This window comes from Leclercia sp. GHBNCSD, from assembly GCF_055805075.1.
Genome location: NZ_JBQVYO010000001.1, coordinates 917,715 through 940,168 on the forward strand (window position 1 = coordinate 917,715; position 22,454 = coordinate 940,168).

Here is a 22,454-nt window from a genome sequence, read left to right on the forward strand (position 1 = left end):
GAAGTAAAATATAAAACCATAAATAATACCGCTCCCACCGCCCTGCATTCTCAACCTAAACGACAACTTTAGTAAAACAGTCCGGCTGCATTTCAGGTACACTGTCCCTCTTCGATTCACTACCTCAGGCATATCATGACCGATTTAATTGCTCGTCCCCGTCGCCTGCGCAAAACCCCGGCGTTGCGCGCATTATTTGAAGAGACAACCCTGTCCCTGAACGATCTGGTGTTGCCGATTTTTGTTGAAGAAGAGATCGACGACTACAAAGCCATCGACGCCATGCCGGGCGTGATGCGCATTCCTGAGAAGCATCTGGCGCGCGAAATTGAACGCATTGCCAACGCAGGCATCCGCTCAATCATGACCTTCGGCATCTCCCACCATACCGACGCCACCGGCAGCGATGCCTGGAAAGAGGATGGTCTGGTGGCGCGTATGTCGCGCATCGCCAAACAGACGGTGCCAGAGATGGTCGTCATGTCCGACACCTGCTTCTGCGAATATACCTCCCACGGCCACTGCGGCGTGCTGTGCGATCACGGCGTGGATAACGATGCCACTCTGGAGAACCTGGGCAAACAGGCGGTGGTGGCTGCCGCCGCAGGCGCGGACTTTATCGCTCCGTCTGCTGCTATGGATGGCCAGGTGCAGGCCATTCGCCAGGCGCTGGATGCCGCTGGCTTCACTGATACTGCGATCATGTCCTACTCCACCAAGTTCGCCTCCTCCTTCTACGGTCCGTTCCGTGAAGCGGCCGGTACCGCCCTGAAGGGCGATCGCAAAACCTACCAGATGAACCCGCTCAACCGCCGCGAAGCGATCCGTGAGTCGCTGCTCGACGAAGCGCAGGGCGCTGACTGCCTGATGGTGAAACCGGCGGGCGCCTATCTGGATATCCTGCGCGACATCCGCGAGCGCACCGAACTGCCGCTGGGCGCCTATCAGGTGAGCGGCGAGTACGCGATGATCAAATTCGCCGCCCAGGCGGGGGCGATCGACGAAGAGAAAGTGATCCTCGAAAGCCTGGGGGCGATCAAGCGCGCCGGTGCGGATCTGATCTTCAGCTACTTCGCGCTGGATCTGGCCGAGAAGAAAATTCTGCGTTAATCCCTATTGCCGGGTGGCGGCTTCGCCTTACCCGGCCTACGGACCTGGAACACAAGCTTCACCCCCCTGCAATACAATCGACATCTGGCGCTTCTACTGTCTCAGCAGAACAGGAGGAGGAGCCACCATGTTTAGTCTCGACAGCGTTCTCGATGACCTTTGGCCGCAGGCAAAACCTGCACCCTGGCAAAAAAGCGTGTTAAAGAAGCTCTTATACGAAGCGGAATTTCAGCAATTTGCCGCCGACCACCGTCACCTGAAAGGGCTCGATATGGTGGAACAGATTCTGGAGCATCTTGATATCCTCTGTACCCTTCCGGCTCACGACCTCGAACAGATCCCCGCCCACGGCCCGCTGATTGTTATCGCGAATCACCCCACCGGTACGCTGGACGGACTGGCGCTGCTGTATGCCCTCTCCCGCGTGCGCCGGGACGTGAAAGTGGTGACCAACCGCATGCTGACGCATCTGGCACCGTTGAGTGCGCTGTTTATTCCGGTGGATAACATGGGCGGACGGACAGGGAAATCGTCGTTCGCCCTGATGGAGCAGCAGCTGCAAAATGGTGGGGTGCTGATCTTCTTCCCGGCGGGGGAGGTCTCCCGCCCCACGCGCACCGGGATCCACGATAAAAAGTGGCACCCCGGCTTTATCAAACTGGCGGGCAAATTCCGCGCCCCGCTGCTGCCGGTTAATATCCCCGCCCGCAACAGCCTGCTGTTTTATGCCACCACCCTGCTCTCGCCGCAGCTGTCGATGCTGCTGCTGATGCAGCAGATGTTTCGCCGTCGCCACAGCCGCCTGCCGGTGAAAATCGGCCAGCAGATCGGCTGGCACCACTGGTACAGCCCCACGCTCTCCGCCCGGGAGATGGCCGAGCAGTGCCGCCAGCACGTGCTGCGCCTCGGCAAGGGACTGCCGGGTGTGTTCAAAACCGAGTCCGCCATTGCCCGCCCGGAAGATCGTGCCACCCTGAAGCGCGCCCTGGCGCAGGCGGAGCGTCTGGGCATTACCGCCGATGGCAAAAGCATCTATCTGTGGCAGCGCAACGGCCAGGAAGAGGTGCCGATCCTGCGCGAGCTGAGCCGCCTGCGGGAGATTGCTTTTCGCGCCGTGGGCGAAGGCAGCGGTAAACGGCGCGATACCGATCGCTATGACGATGACTATCTGCACCTGATTTTATGGGATGACGACGATCTGGAGATTGTAGGCGCCTACCGCTTTATGCCGACCGCCTTCCAGGGACGGGATGCCCTCTACAGCCACAGCCTGTTTCACTACGGCGACGACATGGATGAGATCCTGGAGCACGGGATTGAACTGGGGCGCAGCTTTATTCAGCCGCGCTACTGGGGACGCCGCGGGCTCGACTACCTGTGGTCCGGCATTGGTGCTTATCTGGCGCGTTACCCGCACTATCGTTACCTGTTCGGACCGGTCTCCATCTCCGGGGGATTACCGCCCGCGGCGCGGGATCTGCTGGTGGCCTTTTACCGGCTCTGGTTCCCGGCCACTCATCCGCTGGCGACCTCGCGCCGCCCGTACCCCGCCTCATTGCCCGACGTGCTGTCGCAGTTTGGGGGCGAAGATTATGTGGAGGATCTGACCCGGCTGAAATCACTGCTTGGCAATCTGGGATGCGGCATCCCGCCGCTGTACAAGCAGTATTCCGAGCTGTGCGAGCCCGGCGGCGTGCAGTTTATCGATTTTGGCAGCGACCCGGCGTTCAACAACTGCGTGGACGGGCTGGTGCTGGTGGATTTGTGTTATCTGAAAGCCAGCCGTTATCAGCGGTATATCGAGGCACATTTGTAGCGCCCGGTGGCGGCTTCGCCTTACCGGGCCTACGGGTGCCTCTGTCATGGGGCACGATAAAATGGCTTATCCCCTAAAATCGTTGCCCGATGCATTATCCGCCGCTGCGGCAGGTAATCGGCATTGGCGTAATGCTGCGTCACCCGGTTATCCCAGATCGCCAGATCGTTCTCCTGCCAGCGCCAGCGCACCTGAAACTCCGGTTTGGTGATATGGGCGAAGAGGAAACCTAACAGCGCCTCGCTCTCTTTCTCGCTCAGGTCAACAATTCGCGTGGTAAAGCCTTCGTTGACGAACAGCGCCTGCTTGCCGCTCACCGGGTGCAGCAGCGGCGGATGCTTTGCCACCGCCTCCCGCCAGCGCTGGTGCTCCTCTTCCGTTTTACGGTACTTATACTCCGGGAACGATTTTTTGAAATCGTGCTCCGCCCGCAGGCCGCTCAGCAGCTGCTGGAACGGGGTGGATAACGCCTCAAAGGCGGCAATTCCACTGGCCCACAGCGTATCTCCCCCGCTCTGCGGCAGCTGTTTCGCCGCGAGGATCGCCCCGGCGGGCGGGGTCTCGATAAAGGTGACATCGGTGTGCCAGTTGTCGTTATCCGGTGGATTATCGTTATGGGTATCCAGCACGATGATCTCCTCTACCCCCTCGGCATGGGGATAGACCGGGTGGATATGCAGATCGCCGAACCGCAGCGCCAGGGCGCGCTGCTGCTGGGGCGTCACCGCCTGCTCGCGCAGGAATACCACCTGATGGCGCAACACCGCGTGATAGAGCTGCTCAAACTGGTTATCGCTTAATGGGCGGGTCACATCCAGCCCGGAAATTTGCGCGCCGATATACGGCCCCAGCGGGGTAATGGTCAGACGTTCACTCATTGTATCTCTCCATGCCAGGGCGTCAGGCGGCGCTGTAGCGCGCGCAGCCCCAGTTCTAATCCGAAGGCGATCACGGCGATCGCCGCGATCCCTGCCAGTACCACGTCCGTCGCCAGGAACTCCCCCGCCGACTGGACCATAAAGCCTAATCCGCGCGTGGCGGCGATGAGCTCAGCCGCCACCAGCGTTGACCAGCCGACGCCGAGGCCGATGCGCAGCCCGGTCAGGATCTCCGGCAGCGCGCCGGGCAAAATCACAAACCACAGCACCTGCGCACGGCTGGCGCCCAGCGACTGCGCCGCGCGGATCCGCACCTGCTGGGCGCTTTTGACCCCCGCCAGCGCAGACATTGCCACCGGGGCGAAAATCGCCAGGTAGATCAGCAGGATCTTCGAGGTCTCGCCGATGCCAAACCAGATCACCATCAGGGGCAGATACGCCAGCGGCGGCACCGGACGATAAAGTTCGATCAGCGGATCGAGAATGCCCCGCACCGTCGGGCTCAAGCCCATCGCAATGCCCACCGGGATCCCGACGATCGTCGCCGCCAGCAGCGCCACCAGAATGCGCCCCAGGCTGGCCGCCAGATGCTGCCACAGGGTGGCATCCATAAACCCCTGCGGACCGGCGATGGTAAAGAGTTTCACCAGCACCTGGCCCGGCGGCGGCAGGAAGAGCGGGCTTATCCACTGCGCCGCCGCCACTGCCCACCACACCGCAAGCAGCACCAACAGGGTGGTGACGCTGAGCGTCAACGAACGGGAAAAGGGCCAGCGCAGGGTCAGCCGTTTGCGCGCCGTTTTGTCATTGACCACAATGCTCATGAGAAGGCCTCCCGCTGTTCAAACACGCGGCTCAGCACATATTCGCGCCGGGCAATAAAATCGGGGTCGGACTTGATGCTGCGCACCGGCTCGCCCGCCACGAAGCGGCGGGCAAAGTTGAGCGGCAGACGCTCCAGCACCCGCCCAGGCCCCGGCGAGAGCAGCACCAGCCCGGTGGCCATAAACACCGCTTCTTCGATGTCGTGAGTGATGAGTAGCACCTGCTTGCCGGTCTCATGCCACAGGCGTAGCAGCAGAGTTTGCATCTGCTCGCGGGTAAAGGCGTCCAGCGCACCGAAAGGTTCATCCAGCAGCAACAGCTGCGGATTGGCCGCCAGCGCCCGGGCGATGCCGACGCGCTGACGCTGGCCGCCGGAGAGCTGCCAGATAAAGCGTTTTTCCGCCCCTTCCAGCCCGACTTTTTTCAGCATCTCCCGTGCGGTTGCCAGCCGCTCATCACGCGACGTGCCCGCCAGTTGTAGCCCGAAGGCGACGTTCTCCTGCACGTTACGCCAGGGCAGCAACCCTTCGTTCTGAAAGACCACACCGCGCTCGGCACCGGGTCCGACCACCTTTTTCCCTGCCAGCTGGATAGCGCCATGCTGATAAGGTACAAACCCGGCGATCAGATTCAGCAGCGTGGTCTTCCCGCAGCCGGACGGACCGAGCACCACCAGCAGCTCGCCGCTGTCCAGCGTCAGGTTGATATCCTCCAGCGCAGGCTTGCCAGCGTAATCGGCGTAGAGATTTGTAATATTCAGCATCCGGCCCTCCTTACTTCACAAAGCGATCGGTGACGTACTGGCTGTAGTCCGCCGCCACCGCGGGCACTTTGCCCTGCTCTTTCAGGAACCCTGCGGTATCAACAATCGCTTTATTCACCGGGCCTGACAGCTGCTGCAACTGCTGGGCAGGCGTCAGGTAGGTATTGCCTTTTACCAGACCCGGCACGTCGGCTTCCGGCACCCCGCTCAGGCGGGCCAGTTTTTCGATATTGGCGGGCTGTTTCAGCCATTCATCCGGGTTGGCAATGTAGGGCTGCTGAGCGTCGATGGCGCTTCTGGCGAAGGCTTTCACCACCTCCGGGTGTTTCCCGGCAAAGTCTTTACGCACCACCCACACGTCGAGGGTTGGCGATCCCCACTGGCCCACCTGGGCGGAGTCGGTCAGCACGCTGCCGTCCTTTTGCAGTTCGTTTACCGCCGGGGACCAGACATAAGCCCCGTCGATATCGCCACGCTGCCAGGCGGCGATGATCGCCGGAGGTTGCAGGTTGATGATCTCCACCTGGCCCGGTTTGATCCCCCAGTGTTTCAGGGCGGCGAGCAGGCTGTAATGGGTGGTGGAGATAAAGGGCACCGCGATGCGTTTGCCGATCAGATCGTCTGGCTTCGTGATGTTTTTCTTCACCACCAGCGCTTCGGAATTACCGAGCTGCGAGGCCAGCAGGAAAACTTCAATCGGCACCTGCTGACTGGCGGCCACCGCCAGCGGGCTGGAGCCGAGATTGCCAATCTGCACGTCGCCGGAAGCCAGCGCCCGCACGATGGCCGCGCCGCTGTCGAACTTACGCCAGTCCACGTTGGCGCCGCTCGTTTTCTCAAAGGTTTTATCCGCCTGGGCCACTTTCGCGGGCTCAGCGGAAGTTTGATACGCAACGGTGACATCTACCGCCTGCGCCTGGAATACCCACAGCGCCAGGGCGCCGAGTAAGGTGATACGCGATGAAATTGCCATGGTGTCTGCTCCCGTAGTTGTTATGGAGGCAGTATTTCCGCGGCGAGAATTTTGATAAAGGAATTAAAAAGCATCGTTAATGCCGAATCGTTTTTAGAAAAAAAGCGGCAATAGATAGTTGGATTTTAGGGATTGGGGTGAGGGCTATTTGACTCGTGTGGGCAAAGAAATATGTAACGGTAGAGGTAGTTCCGTTCACTTCACGGTCCGTGCTGCTCTGGTATACCAGAACCGGTGAACGTGCCAGGGGGTGGCGACTACGCCTTACCCGGTCTACTTTACTACCCAAACCTTTATTGCAATTTTGTTACATCCGTTACATAACCGCAGCTGCACAATTGCCAGCCAACCATTGACAGGCATCATAGGCGAATGACTTCGTAAAGGTATCTGAGATGATCAAAGTGGTGCTGGTGGACGACCATGTGGTGGTGCGTTCCGGGTTCGCCCAGCTGTTAAATCTGGAAGACGATCTGGTGGTGGAAGGCCAGTACAGCAGCGCCGCAGAGGCCTGGGCCGCCCTTAGCCGCGAGGCCATCGATGTGGCGGTGCTCGACGTCGCCATGCCCGATGAGAACGGCCTGAGCCTGCTCAAACGCCTGCGCCAGCAGCGCCCGGGATTTCGCGCCATTATCCTCAGCATCTACGACACCCCCGCCTTTGTGCAGAGCGCGCTGGACGCCGGGGCTAGCGGCTATCTCACCAAGCGCTGCGGCCCGGAGGAGCTGGTCCAGGCGGTCCGATCCGTCGGCATGGGCGGCCACTATCTGTGTGCCGATGCGGTTAAAGCCCTGCGCGGCGGTGAGCCGGTATCACAGGCGCTGGCGGTACTGACCCCGCGCGAGAAAGAGGTGTTCGAGCTGCTGGTCCAGGGCAAAAGCGTGAAGGAGATTGCCTTCCAGCTTGAGCTCAGCCACAAAACTGTCCATGTTCATCGCGCCAACGTGCTGGGCAAACTGCAGTGCAGCAGCACCATTGAGCTGGTGCACTTTGCCCTCGATCACCAGCTGCTGACGGGCCACTAATGCGGCGCGCCCTGCGGCACATCATCCTCTCGCTGTTTATTATGCTGGCCTGGGGCACCGGCTGGCTGATGCTGTGGACGCTGAGCTTTTACCTCACCCGCAACGGGCAGCAGGCGGCCCTGTTTTTGCCTCAGGGCGTCTATCTGGCGCTGCTGATTGTGCTTTCGCGCCGCTTCTGGCCGGCGCTGATCCTCCCTCCGCTGTCGGCGATGTTCTGGCTGCACGGCGAACAGCTGCTGACTCATCACCTGATTCTGGTGGTGCCCCTGGCAGGCACCGTCTGCGCGTGGCTGGCGCAGCGCTACTGGCACCGCTATCCCCTCTACTGGCAGCGTCTGTCGCTGCTGATCGCGGCAGTGACCCTCAATGCCCTGCTCCAGACCCTGATCCTGGCGCCGTTCCTTGAAAGCCCGGCCACCCTGCTGGTGCTGGCCTCCTTTACCGGCGGGGTGCTGCTGACGCCGTTCGTCTACCTCGTGTTTGAGTTTTTGCGCCAGCAGCATCGCTACCATCTGCTGGGGCTCGATACCAGCAACCCGCCGCTGCGCACCTCGCTTATCATCTGGTGTAGCCTCTTTTTTATCATCGGTATCGGCACCCAGATGGTGCTCTCCCCCTCCCTGGAGCGGCTGCTGCTGATTGTGGTGTTTCTGCCCAACGTGGTGATGGCGTGGAAGTTTGGCTGGCAGGGGGGCGTGCTCTCCGGGCTGCTGGGCAGCATGATGATCACTATTGCCCGTCAGGTCGGCGTAGGGTTCAGCGATCTGCTGGAGCTGGAAATTTTTCTCGCCACCCAGTCGCTGCTGGGGATTGGGCTGGGGATCGCTATCAGCCGCCAGCAACATCTGGCGATGAACCTCGATCACTATCGTCGTCGGCTGGAGGCAGAATTGCAGGCCCGACGCGAGCTGACCGAAAAGCTGATCCATACCGAAGAAGATACCCGCAAGCACCTGGCCCGGGAGCTGCACGACGAGATTGGGCAGAACATCACCGCCATTCAGATCCAGTCCCAGTTGGTAAAACGGGCGGGGGATAATCCGCAGGCGTTAGAGGCCGCCGGGCAGATCAACGAGCTGGCCCGCCGCATTCACCACTCCACCCGCCAGCTGCTGCGCCAGCTTCGCCCCCCGGTGCTGGACGAGCTCTCCCTGAACGAGGCGCTGCACCACCTGGTGAACGAGTTCGCCTTTGCCGAGCGCGGCATTCAGTGTCGGTTTGACTACCGGCTCACCGCTCCGCCGCAGAGTGAAACCCTGGTCTTCACCCTCTATCGCTTACTCCAGGAGCTGCTGAATAACGTCAGCAAACATGCCGATGCCAGCGAGGTCAGCGTCCTGCTCTGTGAGCAGGATAACCAGCTGCGGCTGGAGGTTAAGGATAACGGCAACGGTATCAGCATGCAGCAGATCCCCGGCTTCGGCATCCAGGGGATGCGCGAGCGGGTGCATGCCCTGGGCGGCGAGTTCACCCTGGAGTCCCAGGGCGGCACACGCGTAATTGTTAACCTGCCCACAGTTTTGCAACAAACACACCGCTAACCAGGAAAAAGTCTTAGTCACGCCAGACTTTCTCTCATCCCTTTTTCGTCGCGCTTTCATACAGTCATTGCAAATGGAGAACGCCATGCCCGCACTGTCAGCTGAACAGGTTACACAACGCTACCGCCGGCTGCGCCCGCGACTGCTGCTCTGCATGGTCACTGGCTACGCCGCGTTTTACCTGACGCGTAAAAGCCTCAACTACGTGCTGCCCGCATTGCAGTTGGATCTGGGGTTAAGCAAGAGCGATATCGGCCTGATCGGATCGCTGTTCTACCTCAGCTACGGCCTGTCGAAATTTGCCGCCGGACTGTGGCACGACAGCAAGGGCCAGCGGGCGTTTATGGGCATCGGCCTGATGGCGACCGGGGTACTGAACGTGCTGTTCGCCTTCGGCGACTCCCTGCCCCTGCTGCTGTTTATCTGGACGCTGAACGGCTTCTTTCAGGGATGGGGATGGCCGCCCTGCGCCAGGTTGCTCACCCACTGGTATTCGCGCAACGAGCGCGGCTTCTGGTGGGGGTGCTGGAACACCTCCATCAACATCGGCGGGGCGATTATTCCGCTGATCTGCGCCTTCGCCGCCCATCGCTGGGGCTGGCAGGCGGCGATGCTGACACCGGGGATCATCAGTATCGTGCTCGGCCTGTGGCTGACCACACAACTGCGGGGCACACCGCAGGAAGAGGGTCTGCCGACGGTCGGGGAGTGGCGCAACGATCCGCTGGAGTTGCGCCAGGAGCAGCAGAGCCCGCCGATGGGGCTGTGGCAGATGTTACGCACCACCATGCTGCAAAACCCGATGATCTGGCTGCTCGGGGCCTCCTATGTGCTGGTCTATCTGATCCGCATTGCCCTCAACGACTGGGGCAACATCTGGCTGGCGGAGAGCCACGGGGTGAACCTGCTGAGCGCCAACGCCACGGTGATGCTGTTCGAGGTGGGCGGCCTGCTGGGGGCACTCTTCGCCGGATGGGGGTCGGATCTGCTGTTCAGCGGCCAGCGGGCGCCGATGATTTTACTGTTTACGCTGGGGCTGATGGTGTCGGTCGCCGCCCTGTGGCTGGCCCCGGTTCACCACTACGCCCTGCTGGCGATGTGCTTTTTTACGGTGGGATTTTTTGTCTTTGGTCCGCAGATGCTCATCGGCCTTGCCGCCGTGGAGTGCGGGCACAAGCAGGCAGCAGGCTCGATTACCGGTTTTCTTGGCGTGTTTGCCTATCTGGGGGCGGCGCTGGCCGGGTGGCCGCTGTCGCAGGTTATCGAACGCTACGGCTGGTCGGGGATGTTCAGTTTGCTCTCCATCGCCGCCGTACTGATGGGTTTACTCCTGATGCCGCTGCTGATGGCGGGCATCACCGCTTCTCGCAGTCACATAACGTCATAAAAAGGGCTGAATAATGAAAACAACGCTTCTCTCTACCCTCATTGCTTCCGGGATCGCGCTGGCAACCTTAACCGGTGCCGCACAGGCCAAAGGCCGCCTGGTGGTCTACTGCAGCGCCACCAACGAAATGTGCGAGGCCGAAACCAAAGCGTTTGGCGACAAGTACGACGTCAAAACCTCGTTTATCCGCAACGGCTCCGGCAGTACGCTGGCGAAAGTGGATGCCGAGAAGAAAAACCCGCAGGCTGACGTCTGGTACGGCGGCACCCTGGACCCGCAGTCTCAGGCCGGTGAGATGGGGCTGCTGCAGCCGTACAAATCGAAAAACCTGGAGCAGATCATGGAGAAATTCCGCGATCCGGCCAAGGTGAAAGGCAACCTCTCCTCTGCGGTGTACGTGGGCATTCTGGGCTTTGGCGTCAACACCCAGCGCCTGAAAGAGAAAAACCTGCCGGTACCGCAGTGCTGGAAAGATCTGACCAAACCGGAGTACAAGGGCGAGATCCAGATTGCCGATCCGCAAAGCTCCGGCACCGCCTATACCGCGCTGGCGACCTTCGTCCAGCTGTGGGGGGAAGACCAGGCTTTCGACTACCTCAAACAGCTGAACGGCAACGTCTCCCAGTACACCAAATCGGGCATCGCCCCGGCGCGTAACGCCGCCCGCGGTGAAACGGCCATCGGCATCGGCTTCCTGCACGACTACTCGCTGGAAAAAGAGCAGGGCGCACCGCTGGAGCTGATCTCCCCCTGCGAAGGCACCGGGTATGAGATTGGCGGCGTCAGCATCCTGAAAGGGGCGCGCAACGAAGAGAACGCGAAGCTCTTCGTGGATTGGGTGCTGTCGAAAGAGGCCCAGGAGCTGGCGTGGAAGCAGGGCAAGTCCTATCAGATCCTGACCAACACCACCGCAGAGACCTCGCCGAACTCGCTGAAGCTCGATGACCTGAAGCTCATCAGCTACGACATGGATAAGTACGGATCGACGGACGTGCGTAAAGCGTTGATCAACAAGTGGGTCAGCGACGTGAAGATGGGTAAATAAGCCCGCTATTGCTCCTTTGCCGGGTGGCGCTACGCTTACCCGGCCTACAACACCGGAATACCTATGTCACAGACACTCGCTCTCCATCCCGTAAAAAAACGGGATGCGGTCTTCCTTTGGGTTTTTGTTAGCTGGCTGGCGTTTGCCCTTCTGCCGAGCTGGAGCCTGGATTACGGCCTGCTGGAGTCCACCGGCGACGAGATCCTCGACGCCTACAGTTGGTCTCACTTCAACATCAGCTGGCTGTGGTATCTGCTCCCCACCCTGCTGCTGGTGCGCCCGTTCACCGAGGCGAAGCGCGAGCAGCGTAGCCGCCACTACCTCGACGCCGGCTGGGCGCTGCTGTGCATGGCCTTTGTGGTCATCAGCGCCACCCTCGAAGGACGCGGCCTGGGCTACGCCATCATCGTGCTGTTTGTAGCGCTGGGGGCGATCATGACCCTGGCCCTGACCCGCCTCGAGTGGCTGGGCGGCGACCGCTTTGTCATCGGCTCGCTGATTACCATCGTCGCCCTGATCGGCATCTTTATCGTCTGGCCGAGCATCGCCATCTTTATTCCGATGTTCACCAACGACGCCGGGGAGTTCGCGCCGCTGGCGTTTATGAATGTGCTCTCCCAGGCGCATATCATCCAGGTGATCATCAACTCGATCCTGCTCTCGATCGCCGTCGGCATCGGCTGCACCTTCTTCGGCCTGGTGCTGGCGATCTACACCACCCGCATCGCCAGACGCAGCGCCATTATTGGCCGTATTTTCTCCATCCTGCCGATTGTTACCCCGCCGTTCGTGGTAGGTCTCGGCGTGACGCTGATGATGGGTCGCTCCGGCTATATTACGGAGCTGATGGTGGACTGGTTTGGGCTGACCAATACCAACTGGCTGTATGGCTTCACCGGTATCTGGCTGGCGCAAGTGCTGGCCTTTACGCCGATGGCCTTTATGATCCTCGACGGGGCGATCAAGACCATTCATCCGTCGCTGGAGGAGGCGTCGTACACCCTGCGCGCCAGCCGCTGGCAGACCTTTAACGGCGTCTTTGTCCCGCTGCTCAAGCCCGCGCTGGCCAACGCCTTTTTGATTGTCATCGTCCAGTCGCTGGCCGACTTCAGTAACCCGCTGGTGCTGGGGGGTAACTTCGACGTGCTGGCGACGCAGATCTACTTCTACATCACCGGCTCTCAGCTCGACTATCAGGCCGCCAGCACCCTCGGCGCCTTTCTGCTGCTCTTCTCCCTGCTGGTGTTCTGCATTCAGTATATGTGGATCGGCAAGCGCTCCTACGTCACCGTCTCCGGCAAGTCCTACCGCGGCGACGTCCAGCCCCTGCCGGTCACCCTGGTGTGGAGCGTGGTTGCCCTGCTGGCGGTGTGGATCGCCTTTAACGCCCTGCTTTACGGCAGCATTTTCTACGGCAGCTTTACCGTCAACTGGGGGGTGGATTACACCCTGACGCTGGATAACTTTATCAAGCTCTTCGGCCAAGGGATTAGCGACGGGGCATGGCCTTCACTGCTCGATACCCTGCTCTACGCCGGGATTGCGGCACCGATCACCGCCGCCTTCGGTCTGCTGATCGCCTGGGTGGTGGTGCGCCAGCAGTTCAGGGGTAAAAAGACCATCGAGTTCACTACCATGCTCTGCTTTGCGGTACCGGGTACCGTGGCGGGGGTGTCATACATCCTCGCCTTTAACAGCGCCCCGGTCTACCTGACCGGCACCGCCGCCATCGTCATTATCTCCATGGTGATGCGTAACGTGCCGGTGGGCATTCGCGCCGGGATCGCGGGTTTGGGCCAGATCGATAAATCGCTGGACGAAGCCTCGCTGAGCCTGCGCGCCGGGAGCCTGCGCACCATTACGCATATTCTGCTGCCGCTGCTGCGCCCGGCCATTCTGTCGGCGCTGATCTACAGCTTTGTGCGCGCCATTACCACCGTCAGCGCCATTGTGTTCCTCGTCACGCCGGATACCCGGGTGGCAACGGCCTACATTCTGAACCGCGTGGAAGACGGTGAATACGGCGTGGCGATTGCCTACGGCTCGATCCTGATTGTGGTCATGCTGGCGATCATTTTCCTCTTTGACTGGCTCATCGGTGAGGCGCGTATCTCCCGATCAAAAGCCAAAAACCAGGCGTAACACTATGACTCAGAAACATTTCGTTGAACTGCGTAACGTGACCAAGCGCTTTGGCGCCAACACGGTGATTGAAAACATCAACCTGGCGATCCCCCAGGGGCAGATGGTGACCCTGCTCGGCCCCTCCGGCTGCGGCAAAACCACGGTGCTGCGTCTGGTGGCGGGGCTGGAAAAACCCACCGACGGACAGATCCTCATCGACGGCGAAGACGTGACCCACCGCTCCATTCAGCAGCGTGATATCTGCATGGTATTCCAGTCTTACGCCCTCTTCCCGCACATGTCGCTGGGAGAGAACGTCGGCTACGGCCTGAAGATGCTCGGCGTGTCGCGCGCGGAGATCAAATCCCGCGTCAAAGAGGCGCTGGCGATGGTGGATCTGGAGGGCTTCGAAGACCGCTATGTGGATCAGATCTCCGGCGGCCAGCAGCAGCGCGTGGCGCTCGCCCGCGCCCTGATCCTCAAACCGAAAGTGCTGCTGTTTGATGAGCCGCTGAGTAACCTCGACGCCAACCTGCGGCGCAGCATGCGGGATAAGATCCGCGAGCTGCAAAAGCAGTTCAACATCACCTCGCTGTATGTGACCCACGACCAGAGCGAGGCGTTTGCGGTCTCGGACACCGTGCTGGTGATGAACAAGGGCAACATCATGCAGATTGGCTCCCCGCAGGATCTCTATCGCCAGCCCGCGTCGCGCTTTATGGCGAGCTTTATGGGCGATGCCAACCTTTTCCCGGCCACCTTCACCCAGGATTACGTGGCGATCCACGGCTATCGCCTGCCCCGCCCGCTCCACTTTGCCGCCCAGGGGGCTGGCACCGTTGGGGTGCGTCCGGAGGCGATCACCCTGAGCCAGCACGGCGAGACGAGTCAGCGCTGCGTGATCCGCCACGTCGCCTATATGGGGCCGCAGTATGAGGTAATTGTGGAGTGGCACGGCCAGGAGATTTTGTTGCAGGTGAACGCGACAAGGCTGCAGCCGGACGTGGGGGAAGCGTATTTCCTGGAGATCCATCCGTATGGGATGTTTGTGCTGGCAGATGCGGCGTAAACGGCACCGTTTTGTTCCCTCTTCCTGTGGGAGAGGGCTGGGGTGAGGGGGAGCGTGCGGCTCCGGTGGTGGTTCCGGAGGCGTTAAAAGAAAGCCTGACGGTAAAGGATTTCCCGACCCGTCTCCCTGTGTTTGAGCCCGAGGCCGATCACCTCGGGCGCTACTGCCAGGTACTGACCCAGCAGTTGATCAGTGGCTCGCTCACCACGGACGTGGAAAGAGTCATCCAGAATCTGCCCGGAGAACGGGTCAGTTTCTACGCCGATACGCTCAAGATGCCGCGCTGGCTCAGAACCGATGAGGGGGTAATTGAACTCCTGGCGTAATGATTAATGCCCGGCGGCGCTGCGCTTGCCGGGCCTACGGTTGCCATTACCTGTTTCACTTAAAGCCTTTTAATTTTAAGCACTTTTCTGTAAACCACGCTTCCTCTCGCCTGTCGCATACTGTACGATTAACATACAAAACCAACAGCAATTAGAGGGATACTAAATGCCAGTTGATGAAAGTATAAAACCCACATCAGGAACACCGATTGTACCTGGTGGCGTCAGACAACTAACGATAGGTGAAATTGCATTAGCCAGGACTTTATTTGGTGGAAGTCTGATCTATAGCCGCATTTGGGTACATCGTGAAGGGTATTTACCATTCAACCTGCAACCTGTAGATGTTGCAATGGCTCCTGACGGCGAATTATGGTTTAGAGAGGGAACCTATTCACCGGATTTTTCTTTAGAAAGAGACCTGCAGAAGAAACACAGATTTATGCATGAAATGGTTCATGCATGGCAAGCACAAAAGGGAATGTTTGTGAGAACCAGAGGGTTATTCTCTCGCCTGGCTGATTATAGTTACAGTTTAGACAAAGCTGATTTCCTCCATTATGGGCTAGAACAACAAGCATCAATTGCCAGCGATTATTGGCTACTTCTTACCTATGGATTTAATAGTGATACGTTATATTTAACAGAATATAGAGATTATCATCCGAATGTATCCACTTATGAACTCATTAGAAAATACAAATCAGTCCTGAAAGGATTTCCGGGATGAAGAGATTACTCACATTACCTTTTATTGTTATCCTTACGGGTTGCCCTGGTGGAGGAAAACCAGCATCAATACATCGTAGCGTGTATATGCAAGATAACACCATCTGCTTTACTATAAACAAGAGTGATATTCTAAAACGTTATAGCATTTACTATTGGCCAAATAAAAAATACACAGTTATAGAAGCAAAAGATAATATATCTTTATCCTATCCTGACACATGTGTAAACGTTAAATTGCCAAAGGGATATAACTACAATATTGCATATAATTTAAATGGAGTCAGTTATTCTGATTCATTCTTTATCGACAACGATGGGAACAGATAATTATGTCACTACCAGCTTATTTATTTCTGTATGATGAAAATGGAATGCAAATTCCAGGAGATTGCATGGCTTTAGGCCGTGAGGGTGCAATAGAAGTTATGAATAGTAGTTACGGCGTAAGGCAGCCAGTAGACAGCAATACAGGAAACATGACAGGATGTAGACAACATAGTCCTGTAGTAATTCATAAACAACTTGATAAAACCAGCCCTTTCTTTGCTATCGCTGTGTGTGAGCAAAAGAGATTTCAAAAAGCGGTGCTTAAATATTATGAAATCGTAGAAGCAGGAATAGAGACGGAGATTTATAATATTAAGCTAGAGGGTGTTGTCGTTTCTTCTGTAGATTTCACTCATGTTTATTATCCTGGTAGTACTACCCCGAACATGCATGAAGTAGTGGGACTTAGATTCCGAGGTATTGAATGGAATTATGTAAGAGGAAATATTAAATATGATGATGCATGGATGAAGCCAGCAAAACCGAATGAGACGCAAAAATAAAGTAAATGGGGCAATCGTAGAGCCAGTCAGTGGCTTAAATGACTGGCATTACAAATTTGGTTGCCGTTTTCGTATTTGCTGCCTCTCCCATAGGGACAAAGGCTCCACAATATTTCTTAGGTCCTTAAAGCAAGCAACGTATGGTGAAAGGCCCCCTCTTCAGTCGAACGTTCCCTCATCACTCCAGCCCTCTCCATCAATGAAGAGAGAGCCGCCCGAGCAATGAATTTTTAACGAAAGTTCTTCAACCGAAACCGATAGTGCAGCGCTATTCTCAGCGCCGGGCAGTAATCTCAGCAATATCCTTCGGCGTCGTCCTGCAACACCCCCCAATCAGCTTCGCCCCTGCCGCTAACCACTGCGGCAAATACCCCGCCAGCGTCTCGCACGCTTCCCCGTGATGATGCCAGGTTTTGCTCACCGCATCGTAATGCTCGCCCGAGTTCGGATAGACCACCAGCGGTAACGCGGTCAGGCTTTGCAGGTGTTGCAGCGCGCTAGTGGTCTTCTCCAGCGCGATACAGTTAATCCCCAGCGCAATCACCTGCGGATAAGTCGCCAGCACCGACACCACCTCGCGCAGCGGCGTGCCGTCGCTCAGGTGCTCGCTGTCGCGCAGCGTAAACGAGAACCACGCCCGGGCGCGCGGGTAGGCCGTCAGCAGATCCGCCAGAGCCTTAATTTCAGCAAACGATGGCAGGGTTTCGCAGGCCAGCAGATCCGCCCCGGCATCCAGCAACGCCTCTACCCGCGGACGATGAAAGGCGGTAAAGACCTCTGCGCTGCGTACATAATCGCCGCGGTATTCCGACCCGTCCGCCAGGAATGCGCCATAGGGCCCGACCGAACCGGCCACCAGCCGCGTGCCGGCCTGCGGGTTTTCCGCCAGATACGCTTCCCGCGCCTTGCGCGCCAGCTCAACGCTTTTGCTAATCAGCGCCCGGGAGTGCGCCTCGTCCAGCCCGCGGGCGGCAAACCCCTCCGGCGTGGCCTGATAGCTGGCGGTGATCGCCACCTGCGCCCCGGCACGGAAGTAGTCGAGGTGTACGTCGCGGATCAGCTCCGGGTTCTCCATTAATACTTTCGCCGACCACAGGCTGTCGGCCAGGTTACAGCCGCGCGCTTCCAGCTCCGTTGCCATCGCACCGTCCAGCACCACAAAGGGCTGGCTTTCAAGGAGGGCGGTAAGCGGATTATTCTGCGACATGTTCAGGCTCCTGGGTTTTCAGATTTTGAGTAAGGTAGTATGCGCCATAGCAGAGCGCCACAAACGGCAAACCACAGTAAAGGGCAATGCGCTGGCTCGGGTCAAAGGCCAGGCCGACGCAGGCCACCAGGCAGAGGATAAAGCCCAGCACCGGCACCAGCGGATACCACGGGGCGCGGTAGTGCAGATCGCCAAGCGGTTTGCCCGCCTGCAGATGGCGACGGCGGAAGACAAAGTGCGAGGCGCAGATGCTGATCCACACTGCCACCACCGCAAAACCGGAAATCGCCGACAGCGCGACAAACACCGTATCCGGGGCCACTACGCTTGAGAAGAGCGCCAGCACGCCGCCGAGCATCGACACCGACAGCGCCGTCAGCGGCACGCCATTTTTATTCACCCGGGCAAAGCAGCGCGGCAGGGTATTTTCATTCGACAGGGACCACAGCATCCGCCCGGAAGCATACAGGCCAGAGTTGGCCGCCGAGAGGATCGCCGTCAGGATGACAAAGTTAACAATATCTGCGGCATACGGAATGCCCACCTTCTCAAACACCAGCACGAACGGGCTTTTTTCCACCCCGGCCTGCTGCATCGGGATCAGCGCCGCCAGCACAAATACGGTGCCAATAAAGAAGATGATCAGCCGCGCAATGGTGGTGCGAATGGCGACAGGAATCACCTTGTGCGGGTTTTCGGTTTCACCCGCCGCAATGCCGATTAGCTCGGTGCCGGAGAAGGCAAAGTTAACCGCCACCATGGTCATCAGGATCGGCAGGCCGCCGTGCGGGAACCAGCCTTCGGCGGTAAGGTTGCTGAGCCCCGGCGCGGGAGAACCGTCCTGCATCGGGATAAAGCCAAAGATGGCCGCGCCGCCCAGAACAATAAAGGCGATGATGGTGATCACTTTGACCAGCGAGAACCAGAACTCCCCTTCGGCAAAGAAGCGGGTCGAGATGACGTTGAGGGCAAAAATGACCGTGCAGAAGAGTACGCACCACACCCAGACCGGCACCTGCGGGAACCAGTACTGCATGCAGAATCCGGCGGCGGTAAAGCTCGATCCCAGCGCTACCGTCCAGGTGAGCCAGTAGAGCCACGCCACGGTGTAGCCGGTTGCCGGGCCGAGATAGCGTGCGGCATAGACGTGAAAGGCGCCGGTCTCCGGCATCGCCACGGAGAGTTCGCCGAGGCACTGCATCACCAGCCAGACCACCAGCGCGCCAATCAGATAGGCCAGCAGCGTGCCCGCCGCTCCGGTGGTGGAAATAATGTAACCCGTATTAAAAAAGAGCCCGGTGCCAATCACGCCGCCAAGCGACAGCATGATCAGGTGGCGAGTCTTCATGGTGCGCTGTAGCTGTCCGTTTTGTTCTGTTTGCATATCACCTTCTATACGTATGGACATCTAAACATCCAAAAGAAGGTGTGTTTATACCGCGATTCTTAACAAATTGCTAGCCATGCACCAGACGAAGACGCGCGCGACGGGCGCTTAAACGGGGCCGCACCGTATAAATCACGTAGAGATAGGGTCGCCATGCCATAGGACACCTCCTGCAAATCGCTACTTACAGCATGTACCGCACCGGGCCCCACGTCGGTCAGGCGAAAGTGGTATCTGTTTATTAGCCGCTAAACTGGCGAGTGGTGCGGCCTGTCGCCCGGCGGCGCTGCGCTTGCACGGGCCTACGGACTGGCGGGTGTGCGGGCCTTGCCCGGCGGCGCTGCGCTTGCGCGGGCCTACTCATTCACGTAGGCCGGGTAAGGCGCAGCCGCCACCCGGCAGAAGATCGCAATATGTTAAATTACGTAAAACACTCTATAGTCGTAGTGTTTCATTAAAAAAGGATGAGCTGATGCGATTTAACGGACTGACCAAAGGTTTCTTCATACTGATACTGCTGATGGTCTCATGGGCGTTTTTTGATGTGCTGTCGCCCTACTTCTCGGCCATTCTGTGGGCTGCTATCCTGGCGGTGATTTTCTACCCGGTCAAAAACACCCTGCGTATCAAACTGGGGGATCGCAACGGGCTGGCGGCGCTGCTGAGCGTGCTGCTTATCTGCCTCATCGTCTTTATTCCGCTGATGGTGATCTTTTCCTCATTAGCCTTTGAACTCAATATTGTTTACACGCGCCTGCAGCAGAACGACACCCAATTTTCCGGGGTGTTCGCTGGTCTCTTCTCTCACCTGCCAGACTGGCTGCGCGCGCTGATGATCGAGCATGATCTCGACACTGCCGCGCAGATCCAGCAAAAGCTCTCTGAAGCGGCGTTACGCGGCGGGCAATATCTTGCCGGCAGCGCCTTCCTGATTGGTAAAGGCACCTTTGGCTTCGCCATCAGCTTTGGCGTGATGGTCTATCTGCTCTTTTTCCTGTTGAAAGATGGCCCGTGGCTGGTGCGCCAGATCCTCGACAGCCTGCCGCTGTCGAATTTCGCCAAACACCATCTGTTTGCCAAATTTGCCGGGGTTGCCCGAGCGACGGTAAAAGGCACGGCCGTGGTGGCCCTGGTCCAGGGTGTGCTGGGCGGTATCGCCTTCTGGATAGTCGGTATTAATGGCAGTATCTTGTGGGGGGCGCTGATTGCGTTCCTGTCGCTGATCCCGGCGGTCGGCTCGGCCATCGTCTGGGTACCGGCAGCTATTTTCCTCTTCGCCACCCATCAGCTATGGCAGGGCCTGTTTATCGTCGGCTTCTTTGTGCTGGTGGTGGGGCTGGTGGATAACCTGCTGCGCCCGCTGCTGGTGGGAAAAGACACCAAAATGCCCGATTATCTTATCCTCATCACTACCCTCGGCGGGATGGAGATTTACGGCATCAACGGTTTTGTGATTGGTCCGTTAATCGCCGCCCTGTTTATCGCCTGCTGGAACCTGCTTTCGGGTCGCGATCATGCCGGTAATGCCGAAGAGATTGACGATGCGATTATCGAGGAAGGGAAAAATTCGCCTGATTTATGAAGAAGGAATAAGACGTGCGTATCGCCACTATCACTAACTGGGCATACGGTGCCACGGTTTGTCTGACTATCGCTTCCGGCGTGGCTATGTTGATGGCCTCCAGCGCCGAAAGCGTTGAGCGGCAGGCCGTTGAACAGCGCTACGTCTTCGATCAGCTCACCGAAGAGGTGGAAGTTGACGCCTGGGCGCTCTCCGACCTGGCGCGGTTGTACGTCATTAAACAGGATCCCGCGGTGGCAGAGGAGTACCGCCAGAAAGCGGAAACGATGGTCAGAATTGAGCATCGCCTGCAAAAGCTGAAAGATGCGGGTGCCAGTGATGAAGAGCTGGCGCTGCTGCACGAAGGTTTGCAGATGGCCGATGCGCTGCAGGATGAGCAACAGAGTGCTATCGCCAGCGTCGGGCGCGGGCAGCAGCCTCAGGCCATTGAACTGCTTTATAACGAGCGTTACGAGAGCGAGCTGGAGCAGGTCCAGAATCAGCTCGATCATTTTCGTCAGATGCTGGACCGCCGCACCAATGTGGCAATTGAGGATGCCACGGCAAAATCCCGCGCGCTGCGTACCCTCTCCGAGGTGATGGTCGGCCTGACCGCACTAATGTTTTTGTTTGTGCTCGGTTTTATCCTCAAACGCCGGGTGCTGCGCCCGGTGGTGCGCCTGAGTGATGTGGTCAACCGACTGGCGTCTCAGGATTATGGGGTCGAAGCCCCGGATTACCGGCAGATCGACGAGATTGGCGATATGGCCCAGGCGATCCGTATCTTTCGTGAAAACGGTCTGGTACGGCAGCGGCTGGAAAAAGAGCGTGATGCCGACTGGGCGATCCGCGAGCTGCTGGCGCGAATGACGCAGCGGCTGCAAGGGTGCGAGTCCGTCGAGGATGTCCTGAACGTGGCGCAACTGTTCGCGCCCGGCATAGCGCCGGGCATTCCCGGACAGCTCTGGCTTCTCGAAAGGGAGCCGTGGCAGATGCACTGTGCCGCCGAATGGCTCGACCCGCAGGGTGAGTCCGATCCCTTCCATCCGGACCAGTGCTGGGCCGTGCGCCGCGGGCAGAGTCATCCGCCAGTAACCGGCGAGCCGGATATTACCTGTTACCACCTCCCCGACGCCTGTGCCAGCCATGCGCTCTGCGTTCCCCTGATTGCCCAGGGCGAGACCATCGGCCTGCTCTCGTTCCAGAACGTGACCCCGGCGATGGCTCCATCCCGCGCCTATCTGGAGCTGATGGCCGAGGCGCTCGGTCTGGCGCTGGCCAACCAGCGCCTGCGTGATGCCCTGCTGGAGAAAGCGTTGTTCGACCCGCTGACTGGCTTGCGTAACCGCCACCATCTGGAAGATGCTCTGCGCACCCAGATAAACCAGGCGATGCACAGCGGTACGCCATTAAGCTGCCTGATGATCGATATCGATTACTTTAAAGCCATCAACGACAGACTGGGCCACGACGCGGGAGACCTGGTGATTAAAAGCGTGGCGACCATTGTCCAGCGTGCAGTAAGCGACAAAGGCATGGCGTTCCGCTATGGCGGCGAGGAGTTTCTGGCCCTGCTGCCGGGCGCGGATGAAGAGACGGCGTTTACCTGCGCCAGTGAAATTCATACCGCTGTGCATAACCTGACGCTGCGTTATGAGCTCTCGGAGATCGGCCCGGTTGATGTATCGATCGGTATTGCCAGCTATCCGCAGCACGCTCAGGGCGATAACCTGCTGCGTGCCGCCGACGTGGCGCTCTACCGGGCGAAAGAGCTGGGGCGTTCAAGGATCGTCAGCTTTGGGATGCTGGAGGGGGGTTAACGGTTTGCTCAAAGTAAAAGATGCAGATAAATTAT

Annotated in this window: 20 protein-coding genes; 14 read left to right on the plus strand and 6 right to left on the minus strand. The window is 58.6% G+C overall.

Annotated elements, in window-relative coordinates; genetic code table 11:
• The first annotated feature begins 135 nt into the window (after positions 1–135).
• Both hemB and olsF read left to right on the plus strand, forming a co-directional pair.
• Complete coding sequence (gene hemB, locus ACT3IC_RS04465; protein WP_103178425.1) at positions 136–1,110, plus strand: porphobilinogen synthase; 975 nt, start codon at positions 136–138, stop codon at positions 1,108–1,110.
• 127 nt (positions 1,111–1,237) lie between these two features.
• The gene (gene olsF, locus ACT3IC_RS04470) at positions 1,238–2,926 is read left to right on the plus strand and encodes a bifunctional ornithine lipid synthase OlsF (protein WP_473476351.1); all 1,689 of its coding nucleotides are present in this window, start codon (positions 1,238–1,240) and stop codon (positions 2,924–2,926) included.
• A 44-nt stretch (positions 2,927–2,970) separates the two neighbouring features.
• Here olsF and tauD read toward each other — a convergent pair whose 3' ends face one another.
• Genes tauD through tauA form a run of 4 tightly spaced genes read right to left on the minus strand, consistent with a single transcriptional unit; the run spans position 2,971 to position 6,365 of the window.
• Positions 2,971–3,804 (minus strand): taurine dioxygenase, encoded by an 834-nt coding sequence (gene tauD, locus ACT3IC_RS04475; protein ID WP_473476353.1) that lies wholly within the window; start codon positions 3,802–3,804, stop codon positions 2,971–2,973.
• Positions 3,801–4,628: a taurine ABC transporter permease TauC gene (tauC, locus tag ACT3IC_RS04480; RefSeq protein WP_103178422.1), complete on the minus strand. Its 828-nt coding sequence runs from the start codon at positions 4,626–4,628 to the stop codon at positions 3,801–3,803. Before tauC ends, tauD begins: the two co-directional genes overlap by 4 nt.
• On the minus strand, positions 4,625–5,392 hold the full coding sequence (gene tauB, locus ACT3IC_RS04485) for a taurine ABC transporter ATP-binding subunit (protein WP_156653975.1): 768 nt from the start codon (positions 5,390–5,392) through the stop codon (positions 4,625–4,627). The genes tauC and tauB overlap by 4 nt, the downstream gene beginning before the upstream one ends.
• A 10-nt stretch (positions 5,393–5,402) precedes the next feature.
• Positions 5,403–6,365 (minus strand): taurine ABC transporter substrate-binding protein, encoded by a 963-nt coding sequence (tauA, locus tag ACT3IC_RS04490; RefSeq protein ID WP_180210286.1) that lies wholly within the window; start codon positions 6,363–6,365, stop codon positions 5,403–5,405.
• A gap of 395 nt (positions 6,366–6,760) precedes the next feature.
• Here tauA and ACT3IC_RS04495 point away from each other — a divergent pair, with 395 nt between their 5' ends.
• The 10 genes from ACT3IC_RS04495 (at position 6,761) to ACT3IC_RS04540 (ending at position 16,444) form a co-directional block, all read left to right on the plus strand.
• Entirely contained in the window at positions 6,761–7,390 is a 630-nt protein-coding gene (locus ACT3IC_RS04495; RefSeq protein ID WP_156653973.1) for a response regulator transcription factor, read from the plus strand.
• Entirely contained in the window at positions 7,390–8,931 is a 1,542-nt protein-coding gene (locus ACT3IC_RS04500) for an MASE1 domain-containing sensor histidine kinase (RefSeq protein WP_156653972.1), read from the plus strand. The genes ACT3IC_RS04495 and ACT3IC_RS04500 overlap by 1 nt, the downstream gene beginning before the upstream one ends.
• 85 nt (positions 8,932–9,016) lie before the next feature.
• On the plus strand, positions 9,017–10,318 hold the full coding sequence (uhpC, locus tag ACT3IC_RS04505; RefSeq protein WP_156653971.1) for an MFS transporter family glucose-6-phosphate receptor UhpC: 1,302 nt from the start codon (positions 9,017–9,019) through the stop codon (positions 10,316–10,318).
• Positions 10,319–10,331: 13 nt separating this feature from the next.
• Positions 10,332–11,363 (plus strand): ABC transporter substrate-binding protein, encoded by a 1,032-nt coding sequence (locus ACT3IC_RS04510; protein ID WP_032616757.1) that lies wholly within the window; start codon positions 10,332–10,334, stop codon positions 11,361–11,363.
• A gap of 63 nt (positions 11,364–11,426) precedes the next feature.
• On the plus strand, positions 11,427–13,505 hold the full coding sequence (locus tag ACT3IC_RS04515) for an ABC transporter permease (protein WP_473476361.1): 2,079 nt from the start codon (positions 11,427–11,429) through the stop codon (positions 13,503–13,505).
• Positions 13,506–13,509: 4 nt separating this feature from the next.
• Positions 13,510–14,556 (plus strand): ferric ABC transporter ATP-binding protein, encoded by a 1,047-nt coding sequence (gene fbpC, locus ACT3IC_RS04520; RefSeq protein ID WP_103178415.1) that lies wholly within the window; start codon positions 13,510–13,512, stop codon positions 14,554–14,556.
• Between the two features lie 11 nt (positions 14,557–14,567).
• Positions 14,568–14,882, plus strand: coding sequence for a hypothetical protein (locus ACT3IC_RS04525; protein WP_139156320.1), 315 nt, complete (start codon positions 14,568–14,570; stop codon positions 14,880–14,882).
• A gap of 166 nt (positions 14,883–15,048) precedes the next feature.
• Positions 15,049–15,612: a type IV secretion protein Rhs gene (locus tag ACT3IC_RS04530; protein WP_103178413.1), complete on the plus strand. Its 564-nt coding sequence runs from the start codon at positions 15,049–15,051 to the stop codon at positions 15,610–15,612.
• Positions 15,609–15,941, plus strand: a complete 333-nt coding sequence (locus ACT3IC_RS04535; protein ID WP_159339691.1) for a putative T6SS immunity periplasmic lipoprotein — start codon at positions 15,609–15,611, stop codon at positions 15,939–15,941. The genes ACT3IC_RS04530 and ACT3IC_RS04535 overlap by 4 nt, the downstream gene beginning before the upstream one ends.
• A gap of 2 nt (positions 15,942–15,943) precedes the next feature.
• Positions 15,944–16,444 (plus strand): Hcp family type VI secretion system effector, encoded by a 501-nt coding sequence (locus ACT3IC_RS04540; RefSeq protein ID WP_103178412.1) that lies wholly within the window; start codon positions 15,944–15,946, stop codon positions 16,442–16,444.
• Positions 16,445–16,718: 274 nt separating this feature from the next.
• On the opposite strand, the gene mmuM is transcribed toward ACT3IC_RS04540, so the two are convergent.
• Together mmuM and mmuP are read right to left on the minus strand one after the other, a co-directional pair.
• Positions 16,719–17,651 carry a homocysteine S-methyltransferase gene (gene mmuM, locus ACT3IC_RS04545; protein WP_420193622.1) on the minus strand — a complete coding sequence of 311 codons (933 nt, stop codon included), beginning with the start codon at positions 17,649–17,651 and terminating at the stop codon, positions 16,719–16,721.
• Positions 17,638–19,035, minus strand: coding sequence for an S-methylmethionine permease (mmuP, locus tag ACT3IC_RS04550; RefSeq protein ID WP_473476370.1), 1,398 nt, complete (start codon positions 19,033–19,035; stop codon positions 17,638–17,640). The genes mmuM and mmuP overlap by 14 nt, the downstream gene beginning before the upstream one ends.
• A 475-nt stretch (positions 19,036–19,510) precedes the next feature.
• On the opposite strand from mmuP, the gene ACT3IC_RS04555 reads away from it, so the two are divergent.
• Both ACT3IC_RS04555 and ACT3IC_RS04560 read left to right on the plus strand, forming a co-directional pair.
• The gene (locus tag ACT3IC_RS04555; protein ID WP_103178409.1) at positions 19,511–20,620 is read left to right on the plus strand and encodes an AI-2E family transporter; all 1,110 of its coding nucleotides are present in this window, start codon (positions 19,511–19,513) and stop codon (positions 20,618–20,620) included.
• A 14-nt stretch (positions 20,621–20,634) separates the two neighbouring features.
• Entirely contained in the window at positions 20,635–22,419 is a 1,785-nt protein-coding gene (locus tag ACT3IC_RS04560; protein WP_103178408.1) for a diguanylate cyclase, read from the plus strand.
• Positions 22,420–22,454: the final 35 nt, after the last annotated feature.